This window comes from Pseudomonas sp. 5Vm1k, assembly GCF_056161485.1.
The window spans coordinates 70,150-89,828 of record NZ_JBSPCZ010000022.1 but is presented as its reverse complement, the minus strand read 5'-3'; the positions used below and the strand labels follow the sequence as shown (position 1 = coordinate 89,828).

The 19,679-nt window shown below is 58.5% G+C and carries 18 protein-coding genes; 7 read left to right on the top strand and 11 right to left on the bottom strand.

Annotated elements, in window-relative coordinates; genetic code table 11:
* Positions 1 to 81: 81 nt before the first annotated feature.
* The 9 genes from ACWIKB_RS29305 to ACWIKB_RS29265 all read right to left on the bottom strand — a co-directional run bounded on the left by ACWIKB_RS29305 (position 82) and on the right by ACWIKB_RS29265 (position 13,322).
* Entirely contained in the window at positions 82 to 2,430 is a 2,349-nt protein-coding gene (locus tag ACWIKB_RS29305; protein WP_475271001.1) for a dermonecrotic toxin domain-containing protein, read from the bottom strand.
* 179 nt (positions 2,431 to 2,609) lie between these two features.
* Entirely contained in the window at positions 2,610 to 5,159 is a 2,550-nt protein-coding gene (locus tag ACWIKB_RS29300) for a LuxR C-terminal-related transcriptional regulator (RefSeq protein WP_475271000.1), read from the bottom strand.
* A 231-nt stretch (positions 5,160 to 5,390) separates the two neighbouring features.
* Positions 5,391 to 6,758 carry a DUF1329 domain-containing protein gene (locus tag ACWIKB_RS29295; protein WP_475270999.1) on the bottom strand — a complete coding sequence of 456 codons (1,368 nt, stop codon included), beginning with the start codon at positions 6,756 to 6,758 and terminating at the stop codon, positions 5,391 to 5,393.
* Positions 6,759 to 6,781: 23 nt separating this feature from the next.
* A complete protein-coding gene (locus ACWIKB_RS29290; protein ID WP_475270998.1) occupies positions 6,782 to 8,575 on the bottom strand; it encodes a DUF1302 domain-containing protein in 1,794 nt (597 codons plus the stop codon).
* A gap of 668 nt (positions 8,576 to 9,243) precedes the next feature.
* Positions 9,244 to 10,155 (bottom strand): SDR family oxidoreductase, encoded by a 912-nt coding sequence (locus ACWIKB_RS29285; RefSeq protein WP_475270997.1) that lies wholly within the window; start codon positions 10,153 to 10,155, stop codon positions 9,244 to 9,246.
* A gap of 284 nt (positions 10,156 to 10,439) precedes the next feature.
* Positions 10,440 to 11,342: an alpha/beta fold hydrolase gene (locus tag ACWIKB_RS29280; RefSeq protein ID WP_475270996.1), complete on the bottom strand. Its 903-nt coding sequence runs from the start codon at positions 11,340 to 11,342 to the stop codon at positions 10,440 to 10,442.
* The gene (locus ACWIKB_RS29275) at positions 11,342 to 12,124 is read right to left on the bottom strand and encodes a class II aldolase/adducin family protein (RefSeq protein ID WP_475270995.1); all 783 of its coding nucleotides are present in this window, start codon (positions 12,122 to 12,124) and stop codon (positions 11,342 to 11,344) included. Before ACWIKB_RS29275 ends, ACWIKB_RS29280 begins: the two co-directional genes overlap by 1 nt.
* Before the next feature lie 135 nt (positions 12,125 to 12,259).
* Positions 12,260 to 12,946: an LrgB family protein gene (locus ACWIKB_RS29270; protein WP_475270994.1), complete on the bottom strand. Its 687-nt coding sequence runs from the start codon at positions 12,944 to 12,946 to the stop codon at positions 12,260 to 12,262.
* The gene (locus tag ACWIKB_RS29265; protein ID WP_475270993.1) at positions 12,936 to 13,322 is read right to left on the bottom strand and encodes a CidA/LrgA family protein; all 387 of its coding nucleotides are present in this window, start codon (positions 13,320 to 13,322) and stop codon (positions 12,936 to 12,938) included. The genes ACWIKB_RS29270 and ACWIKB_RS29265 overlap by 11 nt, the downstream gene beginning before the upstream one ends.
* A gap of 96 nt (positions 13,323 to 13,418) precedes the next feature.
* Here ACWIKB_RS29265 and ACWIKB_RS29260 point away from each other — a divergent pair, with 96 nt between their 5' ends.
* The gene (locus tag ACWIKB_RS29260) at positions 13,419 to 14,315 is read left to right on the top strand and encodes a LysR family transcriptional regulator (protein ID WP_475270992.1); all 897 of its coding nucleotides are present in this window, start codon (positions 13,419 to 13,421) and stop codon (positions 14,313 to 14,315) included.
* Here ACWIKB_RS29260 and ACWIKB_RS29255 read toward each other — a convergent pair.
* Positions 14,296 to 14,751: a flavodoxin gene (locus ACWIKB_RS29255; RefSeq protein ID WP_475270991.1), complete on the bottom strand. Its 456-nt coding sequence runs from the start codon at positions 14,749 to 14,751 to the stop codon at positions 14,296 to 14,298. The genes ACWIKB_RS29260 and ACWIKB_RS29255 overlap by 20 nt on opposite strands.
* A gap of 152 nt (positions 14,752 to 14,903) precedes the next feature.
* Here ACWIKB_RS29255 and ACWIKB_RS29250 point away from each other — a divergent pair, with 152 nt between their 5' ends.
* Both ACWIKB_RS29250 and ACWIKB_RS29245 read left to right on the top strand, forming a co-directional pair.
* Positions 14,904 to 15,380: a PAS domain-containing protein gene (locus ACWIKB_RS29250; protein ID WP_475270990.1), complete on the top strand. Its 477-nt coding sequence runs from the start codon at positions 14,904 to 14,906 to the stop codon at positions 15,378 to 15,380.
* Between the two features lie 54 nt (positions 15,381 to 15,434).
* Entirely contained in the window at positions 15,435 to 16,040 is a 606-nt protein-coding gene (locus tag ACWIKB_RS29245; RefSeq protein WP_475270989.1) for a hypothetical protein, read from the top strand.
* 3 nt (positions 16,041 to 16,043) lie between these two features.
* Here the strand turns inward: ACWIKB_RS29245 and ACWIKB_RS29240 are convergent, their stop codons facing one another.
* Positions 16,044 to 17,003, bottom strand: coding sequence for a MerR family transcriptional regulator (locus ACWIKB_RS29240; RefSeq protein ID WP_475270988.1), 960 nt, complete (start codon positions 17,001 to 17,003; stop codon positions 16,044 to 16,046).
* A gap of 236 nt (positions 17,004 to 17,239) precedes the next feature.
* On the opposite strand from ACWIKB_RS29240, the gene ACWIKB_RS29235 reads away from it, so the two are divergent.
* From ACWIKB_RS29235 to folX, 4 genes are all read left to right on the top strand, one after another.
* The gene (locus tag ACWIKB_RS29235) at positions 17,240 to 17,809 is read left to right on the top strand and encodes an antibiotic biosynthesis monooxygenase (protein ID WP_475270987.1); all 570 of its coding nucleotides are present in this window, start codon (positions 17,240 to 17,242) and stop codon (positions 17,807 to 17,809) included.
* A 171-nt stretch (positions 17,810 to 17,980) separates the two neighbouring features.
* Entirely contained in the window at positions 17,981 to 18,691 is a 711-nt protein-coding gene (gene folM, locus ACWIKB_RS29230; RefSeq protein WP_475270986.1) for a dihydromonapterin reductase, read from the top strand.
* Between the two features lie 21 nt (positions 18,692 to 18,712).
* Complete coding sequence (gene folE / locus ACWIKB_RS29225; protein WP_475270985.1) at positions 18,713 to 19,288, top strand: GTP cyclohydrolase I FolE; 576 nt, start codon at positions 18,713 to 18,715, stop codon at positions 19,286 to 19,288.
* Between the two features lie 2 nt (positions 19,289 to 19,290).
* Positions 19,291 to 19,662: a dihydroneopterin triphosphate 2'-epimerase gene (gene folX / locus ACWIKB_RS29220; RefSeq protein WP_054049847.1), complete on the top strand. Its 372-nt coding sequence runs from the start codon at positions 19,291 to 19,293 to the stop codon at positions 19,660 to 19,662.
* The last annotated feature ends 17 nt before the right edge of the window (positions 19,663 to 19,679 follow it).

The window sequence follows — 19,679 nt, the reverse complement described above, 5'->3', positions numbered from 1 at the left end:
GCGCAACCGACTCGCTATGTCTGGAACGCCAAAGGCGAAGATATCTTGAACAAAATCCAGCGCGCCCGTGAGGCAATGGGCTCATAGGCTAATGGGTAAATTATTTAGAGAACAGCACACTAGGAGATTGACTTCAATCTGATCCGGATCCAGTTCCGGGTGCGCACCCGAGCGGCGTAAATATAGATTGAGTTCGCGCTTTACCAGGTCACGGGCAAACGTTTGAAAAGGAATGATGTTTCCTGTCTCTTTGGTCAGCGCAAAAATGGCCTTGTGCTCGGTGTGCAATCGCGCAAACGTCTGGCGGTCTGCCAAAGTGGCTGCTTTGAACCAGTCAGGGGTCGAAGTCCTTTGCGCCTGATCAGCCGACTCAATCGCTTGTTGAACGCTCATACGCAAGGGCCTTTGCGGTTCAACCCTCCAGTCGACAAACCTGATGTCGTTGGTCTTGCCTGCCATGGCCAGCGCACCAGACTCTTTTAACTCGTGCTCTATCTTTACTTGGTCGGCAGGAATGGATTGCTGCACAACATACTCAAGCCCTTCTGACCCCGCGCACCATCTGGCAATGTGTTTCTGCAAATCGCCATAACTTGCAAATTCAAACCAATCCCGACCACCCGGCGCACCTGGGGCGTACAAGACATGCGGAAACTGTGTCTGATGGTTTGGCTGGGAGTAGACAATCATGTCCTTGAACGGAGTGTGACCATTACGGAACAACACACCCCAGACCACGAATGCCGGATCACCCAGATTGCAACGCTGGACCATCTCCAGGCCCTTCGGCTTGAGATGGTTCTGAAGTTGTGCACTGAAAACTGACAACGCCGTGAGCCTGCCCGCTGTTTCAATCAGTGCATCCTGTACCGGCGTCTGACGATAAACAGAATGACGGTAGTCGGGATACTTCACACGCAGGTCCAGCGTTTCAATAACCGATTCGACAAAACCCTGTGTCAGCACAGCAGCCGTCGGCCCTTCAACGCGGAAGATAAAACGGGCACTTTTATCGTGCAGCCCGCTGATAGAAAGCTCTGTCAGCGTCATCTGCTCTTCGTGCTCGATCGTTTTTGACCCGAGTCGGAAGGCATGACGAATCGTTACAAGAATATGGTCTGGATCGATCTTCGTCCCCGTTCGTTGAAAAACATGCTGCTCAACACTTGCGCGTGCATAAGCCTTCAGTGAAACGGCATTGCCTACCCGCTCATACAGTTCGACTTCACTTTGCAGATGCGCTTTTTCCAGCGCCACATAACGCTGCTGGTCGGCTTTTGAAGCTACTTTCAACCACTGTGGCCAGGCATTTCTGGTGGCTTGTTGCAAATACCGGGCGGCTCGCGCACTGCCATTGGCCGCCACCTGAATCAAACCTTGTGTGCGGCGGAGTGAGTCCATGACTGTTGCATAGTCATTGCCGGTCTCCTGTGTTTTCTTCCAATAGTGGGTGATATCGAGCGCCTGCTTTTCGAGCTGTCCGGTTGCGCAATAATTGAACAGATCTTCTTTGATATTAAAAAACCGGACGCTAAGCGTTCCCTTTAAAGAACTGGCCCCCTCAACAGGCAACGCTTCAAGCAAGTCCTTACGGCTGCTTTCAACGCTCAACAGTTCTGTAACGGCCCGGTGAAGGCTCAAAGAATCTGTGAACCTCCTGAGCCCATCGTTCGGCAGGTAAAGTGCACAGGTACGCCCGTCATTAGCAGGGATAAGTTCATTCTTGGTAGCGCCATCAATTTGTATAACAAATGCAGCAGGTAGAACCTGAACCTCCCCGTTACTCCCGACAATAGACACATTGAAAATTGATTGAGGCCAGACACGCGATGCTGAATACGTTCGATTGATCCAGCCGTGTTCATCCGCCGTGAAGTTTCCGTTGTGTACCACCAGATCGAGCTCAGCCCAAAATGCTTTGGCATATAGCTGCTCCATCCGATCCTTCGGTGCCAGTAATTGTCGCCCCTGAGCATCGGTTCCGATGGCGGTCACCCAATAGTCATTCAAGTGAAACCCGTACCCAGGCACCAGGTTGACGAGAATGCTTTCAATCAGCTTTTCAATGTCATAGATACCAAGTGTCTTGATTTGCGCCGAAAACGAAGTCGAATTCGGCTGGTCGTACACGCCATAAACACCGATCGTGTATTGGGGTTTGAGCCTCCGTTCGAGACACTCCTGGACGACTTGAAACAGTGCACCTACCGGTTGATAACTACCCTTGGGATCGACAGCTACTCTATTGATGTAAATTTTATTCAAATCAAGATCAGGTTTAATTTGTTTCAGCGCATTCGTTACCAGCGCACGAAATATCACATCAACCGTCGGTACGGCATTGCACTCGGCAGCGATAACCGAGTTCACATCATTCAGCACGATCATCTTTTCGTGGACAATCGAAAACTGCTTACTTTCATTACTCACGCACACATTCCTTTGTTAACCATGAAGTGACTTTTTGCCACCCCGTCGAATGCGCCAACCTTATAAAGTTAAAATCAAAAAAAGAAGTTGAAAGCTATTTCCAACTATATGTAATAAACAATTAAAAACACGACTCACACAAACCAACAATCAATCGACAACACCGTTAATTGTCATGATTACCCGACAATACCCAGACGTTTGGCCTTGGCTACCGCTTGCGTCCTGCGCTCCACCCCCAACTTCCCATGAATTCTTCGAGCATGGGTCTTCACCGTGTGCAGCGATATATACAACTGCTCAGCAATTTGTTGATTGGAATTACCCAAGGCAATCAATTCAAGCACCTCCCGTTCTCGCAGACTCAGGGGGTTTTCATTGCTGATTGGTCGAAGTGATTCCGACTTCGCATCGTGATCAGACAGATGGCGAACAAGTTGGGGCTGACGCCGGCTCACATCACTCAATGCCTGTTGCAAGTGCCAACGGGATATCAGCTCCCGAGCCTTTTCCCACGCCTCGCGTGCTGTCGTTTCATCACCGGCCAGCCAGGCAAGTTCTGCCTGTGCCAGGCGCAATTCCGTTTCAAGGTTCGCCATACCGTGCTGCCTGGCTTGATCGAGCAGATCGTCAAGTTGCACGTGAGGTGCCTGCCCCAGTTGGACTTCAGCCAACACCAACAAATATTCAATCCGCGGAAGCAATTCCAGCGTCGCCGGTGGCGCCTGCCGCGCATTCGGACCACGGTAATGACGCAACACCCGACTCAGCGCCTCAAGAGCCAGCTCCGGCCGCCCCTGTTGCAACCAGAACTGACTGCTGAGTTGTAACAGCGCCCCGCGATACACCGTGTCGGGAATCTGCCGCTGCTGCATCAAGCGTTCGGCGTCGCGCAACCGGATAAATGCCTGGGCATAGTCGCCCTGATTGGCGGCCAATTGCGCCTGGCCGAGAAAACCGTACAACACGCGTTTGTCCTGGCTGCGCAGGCAGTCGTGCAGACCCGAATCAAAGAACTCGGCCGCTAGCTCATCGTGCCCTTGGCTCAGGGCCAGACGCCCCCGGCGCAAGGCGATACGCCCCAACAGTGGCGTCGCCGGGTCGGCCTGCTGACTCAACAATTCATGAATGTTAGCGAGCAAACTTTCAGCACGTCCGGCAGCGCCGCGCTGCTCCAGCAACTGCGCGTGATCAAGTTCCAGCAACCCTTCAAACAACAGCGAATTGTGCGCCCGCGCCAGGCACAGCGCTTCGCGATTGAGGGCCTGGGCGGCCTCGAGATCGGCATTGAGCAGCGCCTGCTGGGTCAGCCCGGACAAGCACAACAAACGCGCGGACCAGGCTTCTGCCCCCAGTGCGGCCAGCGCCTCCAGAAAGTGCGCACGGGCAGAGTCCCCACGCCCCTGCAGATGCAGCAACCAGCCCATTTGAGCCTGCCAACGCGCGAGCAATTGGCGCTGCTGTGTCGCGCTCGGTTGCGGGGCGAAACGCTCCAGTTGCTCGATACTCGCCGACGCTTGTTCGAAGCGACCGGCGAACAGCAAAGCCGCCGTGACCAACCCGACCAGTTGCGGCGAACCGAGCATCAAGTCATCGCCATGTTGCTCATGCAAACGCAACAGCAACGCCACGTTCTGGCCTCGAAACAAATGCTCAAGATTGAAATGCTGCAGCAAGCTGACGGCCACCTCGAACTCTTCGGCCAACAACGCCTGTTCGAACGCTGCTTGCCAGTCTTCCTGAGCGCAAAACCACTGACAGGCCCGTCGATGCCAAGAGCGTCCGGCCGGCCAGGGCTCATCGCGCATCAATCGACTTAGCGGTGCGAACACCTGCAACCAGTCCGACGAATCGTGCCAGGCTTCGATAAAACAGCCGCGCAGTTGTAACTCGAGCATCCAGCGAGCGCCCTCCCCGGCGCCGAACAGGTGCTCGCACAGACTGGCGTTGAACCGTGGCAGATGCGCCAACACCTGCCAGGCTTCGATGAGTTCGGCAGGCAAGCTGCTGAACAATTCGTGCTGTAGATAATCGAGCAAAGTCGCCGTGCGGCCCGGATGATTCGGGTCCTTGGCCCATTGGCAGCCATCGAGCAAAGCGATCCGCACGGCGGCGCACCAGCCACCGCTACGCTGGAAAATCCGCCGGGCGGTTTTCGCCGCCAACGGTGCCTCGAAGTGCCGCAGCAGTTGTTCGATTTCCGCCGGCATCAGCGCCAGCGTGCGGCCTTCGAATTCATACAACTCGTCATCCAGCAACAGGCGCGGCCAGTTGCAATGGGGCCGCCGCCGACCACTCAGCCACCAAGTGATGAGCGGGTTGCTGACGGCCAGCAGTTGATCGAGCAGCCCGTCCAGTTCCGGCGCGGGCACACGGCAGTAGTCATCGACAAACAACCAGGTGGGCATCGACACACGCGCCAACTGCGCCAGTAAGGCAGGCTCGCCCGCTGCCGGCAACTGAAGCGCCTCCGCCAGGCGCTGACAAAAATCGATACGGCTCGACGCCACGCCGGACAAGGCCAGCCACACCACCCTGCACTGCGCCGGTGCCTGTAACAGACATTCGGCCAGCAACGCACTCTTGCCGCTGCCCGGCGGCGCGCACAGCAATTTTACCCGCGCGGGTGACGCCAGCAGCGGTTCGCTCAGCCGTACTCTTGGCAGGTGATGGGACGACAGGCGAGGAAGGAATCCAGGCCGGTCCAGACACGGGGTCATGGCGGTCATTGCGGCGTGCCTTTTTATAGTTGTGCCGCCACCCTAGCCCTCTGCAACGCGCTTGTTGAGAAACATTCAGAACGCTGATTGCTGCCCATAAAAAAGCGCGACCCGTTGGTCACACGTAACCCATGTGGGAGCGGGCTTGCTCGCGAAAGCGGTGGGTCGGGCAACGACAATGCCGACTGATACACCGCCTTCGCGAGCAAGCCCGCTCCCACAGGGGGTTATGGTGTTTTCTTAGCGAACACCCTCCGCACGCAGGGCCGATGGCGTGTAGTCCGCAGCCTTGGCTTCGAAGCCGAATTCGAAGCTGTGCTTCTCTTCGTTCTTCATACCCAGGGCGATGTAGCGACCGGCGATGATGTCGTAGAGCGCTTCAAGGGTGTAGGCCTGAGCCTGGTGATCGTAGTAGTACTGGGCGTGACCTTCGGCTACACGCCACAGTTGACCGCGACCGTCGTAGTGATCCACCAGCGCCACTTGCCAGCTGTCTTCGTCGATGTACATGTGGCGTTTGGCGTAGATGTGCCGCTCGCTCGGCTTGACGGTGCCGACCACTTCCCAGACCCGGTGCAGTTCATAGCGCGTCAGATCCTGGTTGATGTGCCCGGCCTTGATGATGTCGTCGTACTTGAGGCTCGGCGAGTCGAGTTTGTAGCTGTTGTAGGGGATGTACATTTCTTTCTTGCCGATCAGTTTCCAGTCGTAGCGATCCGGTGCGCCGGAGAACATGTCGAAGTTGTCAGAAGTGCGCAGGCCATCGGCGGCAGTACCCGGCCCGTCATACGCCACTTGCGGTGCACGACGCACGCGACGCTGGCCGGCGTTATAGATCCACGCTAGGCGCGGCTCCTTCACTTGATCGAGCGTCTCATGCACCAGCAATACGTTACCGGCCAGACGCGCCGGGGCGGTCACTGACTGCTTGAAGAAGGTCAGCACGTTGGCGGCTTTTTCCGGGTCCAGGTCCTTCATCAGTTGTGGCACGGCGATCTCTTCTTCGAAGCGGATCGGCGTGTAGCTGCCGTTGGTCTGCGGGGTCACCTGAGTGATGATGCGCTTGAGGTTGCCACCGTGATAACGGGTGATGTGGTTCCACAGCACCTCGACGCCGTTCTTCGGAATCGGGAACGCGTAGTAGCGGTTGCCGGTGAAATTGGCGAGGCCGTTACCATCGTTGATGCTGGTCACGTTCAGCGCACTGCGCTTGGCCGACTCGTAGATTTCCGGCGGCACGGCGACAGTGCGGTGGGTCGGGTAGACCGGGATCTTGTAGGTTTCCGGGTAGCGCTTGAACATCGCCACCTGACCTTCCGAGAGTTTGTCCTTGTACTTGTCGACCGTCGCCGGGGTGATCACGAACAACGGTTTTTCGTTGGCGAACGGGTCAGCAAGAAAGCCTTTGCTGTCCACCGCGCCGGCGTTTTTCGGGATGCCACCGGTCCAGGCCGGGATCGAGCCATCAGCGTTGCCAGCCTTCTCCGCACCCAGCGGCGTAAGGGTAGTGCCGAGCTTGTTGGCTTCGTCCGGCGACACCGCCGCCATCACGTTGGCCGCCAGCAGGCTCAGGGCCAGGGCGCCGCATTGCAGAATCATCTTGCGCATTAAAATCATCCTTCTCAGCCAGATCAGAAGTTCACGCCGAAGCTCAGCGCCAGGAAGTCGCGGTCAGTCAGGGTGTTGTAGTCCCCGCCAAAAAAGTCGGTGTAACTCAGGCTCGCGGTGTAGGTGTTGCGGTAGTCGGCATCGACGCCGACGCTGATCGCCTTGGCGCCTTCGTTGAACAGGCCGTTGGGGCCGTAGCCGCTGACGTCATGGGACCAGGACAGGTTGGGCTTGAGGTTGATGCCGCCAATCACGTTGGCGTAATCGAGGATCGCCCGGGCGCGGTAGCCCCAGGAGGTCGCGGTGACGAAGCCGTCGGTGTCGCCACCAAAACCATACTGGCCGTAGACCGAGTCGCGGCCGTAACGCAGCTTGGTTTTCGACTCCAGGCCACCAACGCGCACCACTGCGGCTTCACCGACCAGGGTCAAGCGCTGGGCGCCCAACACTTGGTCGAAGAAGTGCGTGAGGGTGCTCTGCATCTGGGTCACTTCCTTGCGACGATAACCTTTGTTGTCGGACCCCGGACCAGAGGCAATCGGCGAGGCAGCGCCGCCGGCAATCGGGTTGAGCATGGCCAGGGTCAGGTCGTTGGTGTTGACCTGCACCGGGGCGTTGGGGCGGTAGCTGATCTCGCCGGTCCACGCGGTGCCAGTAGGCAAGGTGGTGGAGAAACTCGCGCCGTACAGACGAATGTCTTCCGGGTATTCGAGGTAGTACTGACCGCGACCGAGCATCACGCTCTGGGCCAGGCCTGAGCCGCTGCCCGGTGCCAGTCGATTGGCGATGCTGACCATGCCCGGCAGGCTGGCCAGGGTCGACGCGCCCGCAGTGACAGTGCCGACCGTCGGTGTGCGGCTGTGGTAATTCATGAAATACAGGCCGTACTCAGTGTCGTCACCGAGCCAACGCAACGCCGTACCCCACTGCCCCGAATCCCGCGCATCGCGATCGCCGCCACGGGGCACGACCACGCCTTCGCGGGTAACCTGGATCGGCTGGCCAAAGGCTGCCGCCAGCGGCGCCAGTGGTGCAATCGCCGGGCTGCCAACGGTGTAGTTGTTGTTGCAACCGTCCGCCGCCACGTCGACACCGAAGTAGGTGCCGCAGTTGTCGAGAACGGTCTGGTCCCACTCCAGTTGGTAGAAACCTTCAACGGTCAGTTGGTCGGTCAGGCCTTGGGAGCCGAACAGCATGTTCACCGGGATCAAGCCTTCCTTGATCTCCGCGCCGGGACGACGAAACGCGGAAACGTCGATCGGGTTGATGCTGTTGATCGAGTTACCGATGAAGGTACTTTCGCCCCAGCTCACCACCTGCTTGCCCGCACGCACGGTGCCCGGCAAATCGGCAATGGAATAGTTGTGATAGATAAAGGCGTCGAGGATCTGCGCCCCGGAAGACTTGGCGCCTTCCTTGCGACCGCTGTCGCTGATCTGTTTGAACTCGCGGTCCTCGTCCTTCAGTTCGAAGTCGTACCAGTACTTGCCGCGCACAAACACACCGGTGTCGCCGTATTTCAGTTCAAGATCGTGGATGCCCTTGACGATCTTGGAGAAGGTTTCGCCCTTCTTGAAGTTCAGCCGCCCGTCATCACCGGTTGACGACTGACCCGTACCGCCGTTGACCGTGCCGACCAACGACTTGTCTGCATCGCGCATGCCCCAGCTCGCACCGACGGACAGCGAAGAATCGAACGTGCCCTCGATTTCCCCGATATTGAATGCAACGGCCTGGGCCTGTGCGCAGCAACCCAAAGCCACCGCAGCGGCAAGCGCCTGCGGCGTGAAGATGGCGCGCATTGTTGTTTTTGTCATGCGTCTTCCCCGGTGAGTGACAGAAGGCCCCACCCTACTGCCGACCGTTGGGAGCGATAAGCGCACCAAGGAGGTATTCGCGTTGTACCTCTAAAGGATGAATGCCCGCACGGGGCGGGGTTTTGCGCGGGGTATGGACGGGCTGGATGGCGGGCTATCATCTGAACGCATGACGCCGGGTTGGCGCTTATTTTTGTAGCAGCTGCCGAAGGCTGCGTTAGGCTGCGAAGCAGTCGTGAAACCTGAGCACGCAGTCTTCCTGAAACACCGCATCGTCTTATTTCGCGACTGCTTCGCAGCCGAACAGGCCGCTACAGGAGGGAGCACACTCGGCAATTGGCGACTGTTACACGCCCAGTAACAGTGCATGTCGCGAATCGCTATTTTTCCTTTGGGCTCAACGCCTTATTCTTGCCGCGCTTTCACGGGAAACCACCGGGAAGCACACAGCGATGGCGTCATGGCCATTTGCGCAAGATTTCAGATGAGTTGAAGCGTGTTTCGATTCATCGCCCCGTGTTCACTGACGTTGATTTATTGCTCCTTGATCAAACGTCTTACTTTGGCCGCTGCGTTTGCAGCGGCCTTTTTTATGGGCGATGTTTTTTGCGCGAGGGCGTGACGCAAGGATGGCAGGACTCAGGCGAGCCCCGCCGAATGAAGGGGTGTCAGAGCGCGTATTTCTGCAAATTCGCCATCATTTCCTTCAATGCCTCAATGTTGTCCTTCGGATGCGCCGCCCCTTCGAAATCACAGATCTGCTGCCAATGTGCCGCCACGTCTTCCGGCGAAAACCCGACACGCGGATCAAACCCGGCGCCGAGGCTGCGTTCCCAACGCACCTTGCCCATCCAGCCGCCACCGACTTCGAACAACCCTGAAGTCTCCTGGCAGTTCTCGCTGGCCAGGTACACCACTAACGGGCTGACCAGTTCCGGCTTCAGTTGTTCGAACACTTGCGGCGGGATCAGGCCTTCGGTCATGCGGGTGCCGCCGGTAGGGGCGATGGCGTTGACCAGGATGTTGTTTTTGCGGCCTTCGATGGCCAGGGTGCGGGTCAGGCCGTAGAGGCCGAGTTTGGCCATGCCGTAGTTGGACTGGCCGAAGTTGCCGTAGATGCCGGAGGTCGAGGCGGTGAAGATCACGCGGCCATAGTTTTGCTCGCGCATATGTGGCCAGGCGGCGCGGGTGACTTTGTAGGCGCCTTCGACGTGGACGCGGTAAACCAGGTCCCAGTCGGCGTCGTCCATTTTGTGGAAGGTTTTGTCTCGCAGGATGCCGGCGTTGTTGACCACGACGTCGACGCGACCAAAGACGTCGAGGGCGTTTTGCACCAGTTTGTCGCCGTCGGTGACGGAGTCGTGGTTCGCCTCGGCAATGCCGCCCGCCTCACGGATTTCAGCGACCACGCGGTCTGCCGCCGAGGCGTTGGCGCCTTCACCCTGAGCCGTGCCGCCGAGATCGTTGACCAGCACCTTGGCACCCTGTTTGGCGAACAGCAGTGCATGCGCACGACCGAGGCCGCCACCGGCGCCGGTGATGATCACGACTTTATCTTCGAAGCGCACAGACTCATTCATGGGGGAACTCCAGCAGGCCAAGGGGACGATGACCTCGAGTGTCAGGCACGGGGCGGCGGGTCACAATCAAGACGAGGGGGCTGAATGGTGTGCGATAAGGCAGGGGGATGATGACTGCACAAGACAGGGTTGTGATGATTTTGTGGCGAGGGAGCTTGCTCCCGTTCGGCTGCGAAGCAGTCGTCGCTTTTAACTGAGCACTGCCCGATTTCAGGGCCGCTGCGCGCCCCAGCGGGAGCAAGCTCCCTCGCCACAAAAGCTCACCAGGCTCAATATTCAGGTCATCAGGAACACGCCCGCTTGAGCGGTGCTGAAACCAGCCGATCACGAAACTCCAGGTAGTGCTTGAGCACCTGCGCCGGCGCTTCGGTTTGCGGGTAATGACCAATGCCGGGCAGCAGCACGGTATCGGGGTTGGGGATCAGTTCCCGATAACGCTCCACCATGTGCGCACCGGAAATCGGATCGACCTCGCCATCGATCACCCGCAACGGCACTTCGCCGCGCTGCATGGCGCTGACCCAGCGATCACGCTGGACTCGTCGCTCCGGTATGTAGCCGATCAATTTATGCATGATCCGTGGCCCGTGATTGCTGTCGATCAGGCTCCAGAAATCATCCATTTCGCTTTCGGTGGGGCGGGTCTGCGGACCAAAGATCTGCCGGAAGTTTTTCACCAGCGCGTCACGGGTAAAGGCGCGGCCGATCATCCAGCCCAATGGACTGAGCAAAAGTTTTTGCGTCAGCAGCGGGCGATGGGTTTCGGGGAACAGGCCGCCATTGAGGAACACGCAACTGGCGATATTCACTTGAGCCTCGTGATGCCGGGCCAGCAGTTCCTGGGCGACGCTGTCGCCGTAATCGTGGGCCAGAAGGTGCACCGGCTGCTCAATATTCAGGTGCGCGAGCAAGGCCTGTTGCAAGTCGGCTTGCTCCAGCAGGCTGTACTCGTGGTTCACCGGTTTGGCCGAATCGCCGAAGCCCAGCATGTCGCAGGCAATCACCCGATAGCGCTGCGTCAGCGGCTGCCACAGGTAATGCCAGTCCCAACTGGCGGTCGGAAAGCCGTGGATCAGCAACAGCGGCTCACCCTGCCCGGCCGTCCAGTAACGGATGACCTGACCACGGAATACGAACGTCTGGCCGCGTTTGCGCCAGACACACAGCGGGATCTCGGCGAGTGCCATTAGAGTTTATAACTCGGGTCTTGTTTATCGAGTTTGCGCAGCAGTGCCGGCCAAGCCAGCGCGCCGCCCATCCCTTGAGCGCTTTTGGTGACGCCGGCGATCATCGCCTTGGCGCCCGCCAGAATCTGCGGCTCGATGGCGATCAACTCGGCGCCACCGTTTTGTGCGAGCACCTGGATATCGCAGGCGCGCTGGAAGGTGAACATCATTAAAAAGGTATCGGCGATGGTGCCACCACAGGTCAGCAGACCGTGGTTGTGCAGCATCAGGAAATTGTTTTCACCGAGGTCGGCTTGCAGCCGCGCCTTCTCTTCGTGGTTCAGCGCAACGCCTTCGTAGGCGTGATAAGCCAGGCTGGACAGCACGAACAACGACTGCTGACTGATTGGCAAAATACCCTGTTTTTGCGCCGACACCGCCACGCCTGCAGCGGTGTGGGTATGCAGCACACAGACAACGTCGTGACGCACTTCATGCACGGCGCTGTGGATGGTGTAGCCCGCCGGATTGATCTCGTAGGGGCTGTCCATCAGCTTGTTGCCGGCCTGGTCGACCTTGACCAGGCTAGACGCAGTGATCTCGTGAAACATCAGACCGAACGGGTTGATCAGGAAGTCTTCGGTGCCCGGCACCTTGGCGGAAATATGGGTAAAGATCAGATCATCCCAGCCATGCAGCGCGACCAGGCGATAACAAGCCGCCAGATCGACGCGGGTCTGCCACTCGGCGGCACTGACCTGGTCTTTGACACTGTGGGGGGATTGGACGGGGGTGACACTCACGGCAAGGACCTCCTGGTTTTTATTATTTTTTGCTCACGTGTCAGCAGTCTAGTCAGCCCCCGGAATTCGTGTAGTTGCATTCGCAGCCAGCTTGATGGCCGAGCGAGTCAGCGCAGCACCGTGCTTGGATCCATGTCAAAGGACCGACGCCAACAAGGGTGCTGCGAACAGATTCAGCAGCCCCGTCAGAACCATGACCAGGCCCGCCACCGAGCCTTCTTCACCACCCACTTCATGGGCCCGACTGACCCCGGCACCGTGCGCACCGACGCCAAACAATGCCCCGCGTGCCAGGGCGCTGCGCAGTGGCAACCACTTGAGCAGGATGCCGCCGAGCATCGCGCCGAACACCCCGGTGAACATCACAAACACCGCCGTCAATTCCGGCACGCCGCCGAGGTCGTGGGCCAGCGGCATGGCGAACGGTGTGGTGATCGAACGAGGTACCAGCGACATCGTCACCGAGCTGTCCAGCGCCAATGCCTTGGCCAGGCCGAACGAGCTGCCGATGGATGCCGCACTGCCCGCCAGCATTCCGAGCAACAACGCCGACCAGTGCCGCGCCAGCATCTGCCGTTGCTGCCAGATTGGTACCGCGAAAGCCACGGTGACTGGTCCCAGCACCAGCATCAGCCAATGGGTGTTGCTCGAATATTCGGCATACGCGGTGTGCAGCGGTACGGCGAGCGCCAGCAGCAAGGCCGGGACCAGAATTAACGGCGACAGCAAATAACGACCCGTGCGCCGATAAATCCAGCGACTGAACCAATAGGCGAGCAACGTGAAGGCCAGCCAGAACATCGGCATCAGCTCAAGCTTCATGGGGCCTCCTCAATCGCACGACCAGCTCCACGGTAAATGCCGTCACCAACATCACCATCAAGGTGCTGACACCGATCACCAGCAGAATTCGCCAGCCGTCGTCGCGCAGCAAGCCGCCGTAATCGAGCAGGCTCATCAATGCGGGAATAAAGAACAACAGCATCTCGGCCATCAACAATCCGGCACCCATCTGCAATGCGGCGGGTTTCACCCAGCCGAACGCGAACGCCAGCAGCAACAACGCCATACCGATCACCCCTCCCGGAATCGGCCAGGCAAACCAGGCAGCCAATTGACAGCCGAGCAAGTAGATCGCCAGCAGCACGGCCAACTCAGCGACCAGTCGGGAAAGGTATTTGAAGGTTGATGCATTCATGGTTTTGGTCCTCACAGGCGCTCATTTTACGGAGCGGGCTGTCATCCCTAAAGCGAATTGTTAGACTCAGCAACATTCCAAAATGGAATTCGGCCCATGGAATTCAAACAGCTACGCAGCTTCATCGAAGTAATGCACCAGGGTGGGTTTACCCAGGCCGCCAAGACCTTGCACATCAGCCAATCGGCGGTGAGTAAACAGGTCGCGCAACTGGAACAAAGCCTCGGCACCCCGCTGCTCGAACGCCTGGGCTCGCAATTGCGCCTGACCGCCGCTGGCAGCGTGGTCCTGCAACGGGCCGAAGGCATGCTGCGCCTGCGCAACGAGCTGCTCAGCGAGTTGGATGATTTGAGCCAACTGGCCAGAGGCGAGTTGCGCTTGGGTTTGCCGCTGCTGGGCAGTGACGCGTTGTTCGCCGGGCTGTTCGCCGAATACCGGCGGCGCTACCCAAACATCAAAATTCAACTGCTCGAAGGCGGCAGCCTGAACATCGAACAAGCCGTGTTGAGTGGCGAACTGGAGTTGGGTGGCAGCCTGCTGCCGAAGGATCCGCAATTCGCATTCCAGCCGTTCTGCGATGAACCGCTGGACGCCCTGCTGCCAGCCGATCACCCGTTGGCAGCGAAGACAATGATTGGCCTGGAGGAATTGGCCGACACGCCGTTCCTGCTGTATCAGCGCAGCTTTGTGCTCAATGACCGCTTGCTTCAGGCCTGCCAGCAGATGGGATTTACGCCCAAGGAAGGCGGGCGCAGCGGCCAGGCGGATTTTCTCGCGGCGCTGGTGGCCGCCGGACAAGGCGTGGTGCTGTTGCCAAGTGTGGTCGCGCGCGGGCTGGTGCGGCCAGGCGTGGTGCGCCTGACCTTGAATGCGCCGACGTATCTGCGCTGGGACATTGCCTTTATCTGGCGCCAGGGCGCGTACCTGTCAAAAGCCGCCCAGGCCTGGCTCGCACTGTTGCGCGAGCGTCCGGTCAGCCCCGCAGAGCGCTGACCAGTTCCGCCAGCCAAGGCTCGGCGTCGGTTTCCGGCGTGACGCTTTCGCTGGCGTCCAGGCGCAGCATCGGCAGCACTTCGCGCAGGCCCAGTTCGCCGAACAATTCACGCATCTGCTCACCACCGCCGCAGAACGTATCGCCATAGCTCGCATCACCCAAACCGATCACCGCGCCGGGCAAACCACGCCAGGCGGCAGGCAACTGGTCACGAATCATCGAGTACAACGGTTGCAGATTGTCCGGCAGTTCGCCCATACCCGTGGTCGAGGTCACGGCCAGGAAAGCTTGCGGGCCAAACGCCTGAACGTCAGCCAGGCTGGCGCGGGGGTTGTGCCAGGTCTCGAAACCGGCTTCTTTTAAGATATTCGCAGCGTGCCGGGCGACTTCTTCAGCCGTGCCGTACACCGAGCCGGAAAGGATGGCGACTTTCATCAATCTGATCCTGAAGCTGTATAAAGACGGGCGATATTAACAGCACCGGCAAAAAACCTCCGATTGCCGCTCAATTAGAGTTGATGGCCAGTAGACAGACCTCGTTGTTCTTCTAGAATGCAGCCCTCAATCAACTCGGAAAGGATTCTCTGATGATTAACGCTCAACTGCTGCAAATGGTGATCAACGCTTCCAACGACGGCATCGTGATTGCCGAGAAGGAAGGCGAGCAAGACAACATCCTGATTTACGTCAACCCGGCATTCGAACGCCTGACCGGCTACACCAGCGAAGAAATCCTCTACCAGGACTGCCGCTTCCTGCAATCCGGCGACCGGGATCAAGAAGCACTGACAACGATTCGCCGGGCACTGGACAGTGGTGGTTCGTGTCGGGAAGTGCTGCGTAATTACCGCAAGGATGGCACTCCGTTCTGGAACGAGCTGTCCCTTTCGACGGTTAAAAACGAAAGCGACGGACAAACATATTTTGTCGGTGTACAAAAAGATGTGACGGTTCAAGTCAAGGCACAGCAGCGTATCGTGCAACTGGAAGCGCAAGTTGCTGAATTACGGGCCGAACTGACTGCGCTCAAAACGACGAACGGCGCAAACAAATCAGCGAACTAATTGTCATTAACTACAATCACCAATGACTTTGTAACTTTTTCTTTCGAGCGAGCCATGCAACGCGACGCACTCTTGACCCAGGATGAGCTGGATTTTATCCAGACCATGCAGCACAACCCGCAGCTCAATGTGCGGGATGCAACGTCGAGCCTGCTCGTCAACGGTGGTTCGCAGATCCGGGACCTGCTCACGCGTCTCGCCGCCCATGAACAGGTCACCATCCAGGCCAACTTCGAAAATCAGCAGATGACTTTCCCGCTGCACTTGGTGGAGGACGAGTTCCACGCGCTGCATTTGCGTTTGGGCGTGCCGAGTATTTTTGAAGATGGACCGATGGTCCGGCCTTGGCGGCTGACACTGGAAGAACCGGTCGCGCTGGAGAATGCCAAGGGCCAGCCCGGCACGATGTGGGTCCACGAAGTGTCGTTCAAAGGCGTGTTGCTGGAAGTTCGCAACAAGACCAAACCGCCGAAGCATTTCGCGTTGTGGTTCAGCCCGTCAGGTTACGAGCGGATCGCGTTGCGCGGCACGTTCGAGCGAGAAACCGAGCAAGGCTTCTTCGCCTATCAACTGAGCCAAAGCGACACGGACGAAACCGAGCGTCTGCGTCAGTTCATCCTTCAGCAACATCGCCTGACCCATCCTGCCCTGCACGTCTGAGCCTCACGTATCCAGATTGCCTGCCAGAAACTGCTTCAGGCGCTGTCGCATCAACAAACCCTCATTACCCAGACAACCGATCGACGACCCGGCCAGGCTTTCCTGCGCCAGGTCAGACGCATCACCGGCGAGCATCAGCTGACAATCCAGGCTCATGGCCAGGCGATTCAAACGTCGTGACAAGTCGGGGGCAGGGACGTGATTGGAAAACAGCACGAGCGCCTGGGGTTTGATTCTTTCGCAGACCAGGGTCAGCTCATCGAACGGCTGGCCGATTGTCAGCACGCGCACACCAGCATCCGACCCGCTCAAAAACAACGCCGCCACCAGCAGTTCCAGTTCACGGCACTGACCGGCCAACGCGCTGACAACAATCCGACGTGGCGATGTATCACGTATCAGCAGTAGGCGCTGCGCCACGCGTGATCGCAGAAAAGCATCTAAGAACAACCATTCGCTGGCCTGGCCGAACGCCTCCTGACGCTGCAACAGTCGCCTCCAGAGCGGAATCAGAATGTCCTGAAACACCACCGGCAGAGAGTAACTGGAAAAAACCTGCCCGTAGATTAGCTCCAGTTGAACGTCATCAAACGCGCTGACTGCAGCATGGATCTGCTGCTGCCACTGTGCGTAGTCGGCGAGCACCAGTTCATTGGAAATGATGTGCGAGAGCACTTTGAATGGCTCGGTCTTCGCCAGTATCTTGCCGACCTTGCTGACCGCCACACCGCGGTCGATCCAGTCCAGGATGCTGCGAATCGTCTCGATATCGTTCATTGAATACAGCCGATGCCCGCTTTCGGTGCGCGTGGGCTGAATCAGACCATACCGACGTTCCCATGCCCGCAGCGTGACCGGATTGATACCGGTAAGCCGCGCCACTTCTCGAATCGGAAAAAGGTCTTCCTGCTCAAGGGAAGTAGCGGGCAGCAAGCCAGGCAGAACGTCAGTCAGGGCAGGCATTTTGGGGGGTTATCGTCCACGGGCGAGTTGGATCCCATTCTAGCGCCTAACCCCCGCAATCATTCAAGCCATTGATGGATGCCACACGAGATATTGATGAGTCGACAAACGCCACTGGCGTAATTTTCATATTCAGGAATAATCCTTGCTTGTTCAAGGACGCAGCCCATCACCCCGGCGCTGTGTCTGGCGAAACTCCTATCCGGAGCAACGCAATTGCCTTACGGAGATACACAATGTCTACCTCACCCGTCACGCTGATGGTGGCGCGCCGCGTTGCCGATGGACGTTATCAGGACCTGATCGCCTGGTTGCGTGAAGGCGAACAACTGGCCACCGACTTCCCTGGTTATCTTGGTTCAGGCGTGCTCGCTCCGCCACCCGATGATGACGAATTCCAGATTATCTTCCGCTTCGCCGACGAGCAGACCCTGCACGCCTGGGAGCATTCCGTCTCGCGCACCGCCTGGCTGGGCCGCGGCAGCGACTTGTTCGCCCATCCAACGGAGCATCGTGTCAGCGGCATCGAAGGCTGGTTCGGTGCGGTTGGTCAACGTCCGCCCCGCTGGAAACAGGCCGTGGCCATCTGGCTGGCGTTCTTCCCGGTTTCGCTGTTGTTCAATTTTGTCCTGGGACCGTTGCTGGGAGAAATGAGCCTGCTGCCGCGCGTGCTCATCAGCACGTTGTGCCTGACGCCATTGATGGTCTATTTCTTTATTCCCTTGTCGACCCGTTTGTTAGCCAACTGGCTGCACAGCACCCCGGCGCGTCCATTGCCTGCGGCGCCCACCACCCAAAACCACTGATCCCCCTGTGGGAGCGGGCTTGCTCGCGAAGGCGGCGTGTCAGACAACATTGATGTCGATTGGCATGACCCCTTCGCGAGCAAGCCCACTCCCACACAAGCCCGCTCCCACAATAGGTATACGTCGTCGCGCGCTGGTATAGTTTTGCTCTAACCGCGACGCGAGCCGTTCATGACCTCATCCGCAGCCCCAATCCTCATCACCGGTGCCGGCCAGCGTGTCGGTCTGCACTGCGCACAGCGTTTGCTCGAAGACGGCCATCGGGTGATCTTCAGCTACCGCAGCGAACGCCCCGGCGTGCAAGCGTTGCGCGATCTGGGCGCGACGGCGGTGTTCGGGGACTTCTCCAGCGAAAGCGGCATCCTCGCGTTCATCAGCGAACTCAAGACCCACACCGACTGCCTGCGGGCGATTGTCCACAACGCCTCCGAATGGCTGGCCGAAACCCCGGACACCGACGCCCAGGCTTTTACCCGAATGTTCAGTGTGCACATGCTCGCGCCCTACCTGATCAACCTGCATTGCGCCGACTTGCTCGAACGCTCTAGCCCCGCAGACATCGTGCACATCAGCGACGACGTGACCCGCAAGGGCAGCAGCCAGCATATCGGCTACTGCGCCAGCAAAGCCGGGCTCGACAGCCTGACCCTGTCCTTCGCCGCGAAATATGCACCAACGATCAAGGTCAACGGCATCGCGCCAGCCCTGCTATTGTTCAATCCCGACGACAACGCGGCGTACCGCGCCAAGGCCCTGGCCAAGTCCGCGCTGGGCATCGAACCCGGCAGCGAAGTGATCTACCAGAGCCTGCGGTATCTGCTCGACAACCCTTATGTCACCGGCACGACCCTGACCGTCAACGGCGGACGGCACGTCAAATAAGCTGCCCCGCGAGGATGTTTCATGACGTTATCCCTGCCCCAGAACGACTTGTCCCAGAGCTATCGCGAAATCCTCATTGGCCTGGGTGAAAACCCCGACCGCGAAGGCCTGCAAGACACACCGATGCGCGCCGCCAAGGCCATGCAGTACCTGTGTCATGGCTACGAGCAAAGCGTGGAGGAGATCGTCAACGGTGCGCTGTTTTCATCAGACACCGACGAGATGATCATCGTCGCCGACATCGAACTCTATTCGTTGTGCGAGCACCACATGCTGCCCTTCATCGGCAAGGCGCATGTGGCTTATATTCCGACAGGCAAGGTGCTGGGCCTGTCGAAGATTGCACGGCTGGTGGACATGTTCGCCCGTCGCCTGCAAATTCAGGAGAACCTCACCCGGCAGATCGCCGACGCGGTGCAGCACGTGACGGACGCCGCCGGTGTCGCCGTGGTGATCGAGGCCAAGCACATGTGCATGATGATGCGCGGCGTCGAGAAGCAGAATTCGACCATGAACACCTCGGTGATGCTCGGTGCTTTCCGCGAGTCGAGCAACACCCGCCAGGAGTTCCTGCAATTGATTGGACGGAGCAAGTAGCAATGCCACAACTTCAACCAGGAATGGCGCGCATCCGGGTCAAGGACCTGTGCCTGCGCACCTTCATCGGTATCAACGAGGACGAAATCCTCAACAAGCAGGATGTATTGATCAACCTGACCATCCTGTACGCGGCGCAAGAAGCGGTGCGCGACAACGACATCGATCACGCACTGAACTACCGCACCATCACCAAAGCGATCATCGCCCACGTGGAGGGCAATCGATTTGCCCTGCTCGAACGCCTGACCCAGGAAATTCTCGATCTGGTCATGGTCAACGAGTCGGTGCTGTATGCCGAAGTGGAAGTCGACAAACCCCATGCACTGCGATTTGCCGAGTCGGTGTCGATCACCCTGGCGGCAAGCCGCTAAGCGCGTCTGGCGCATTG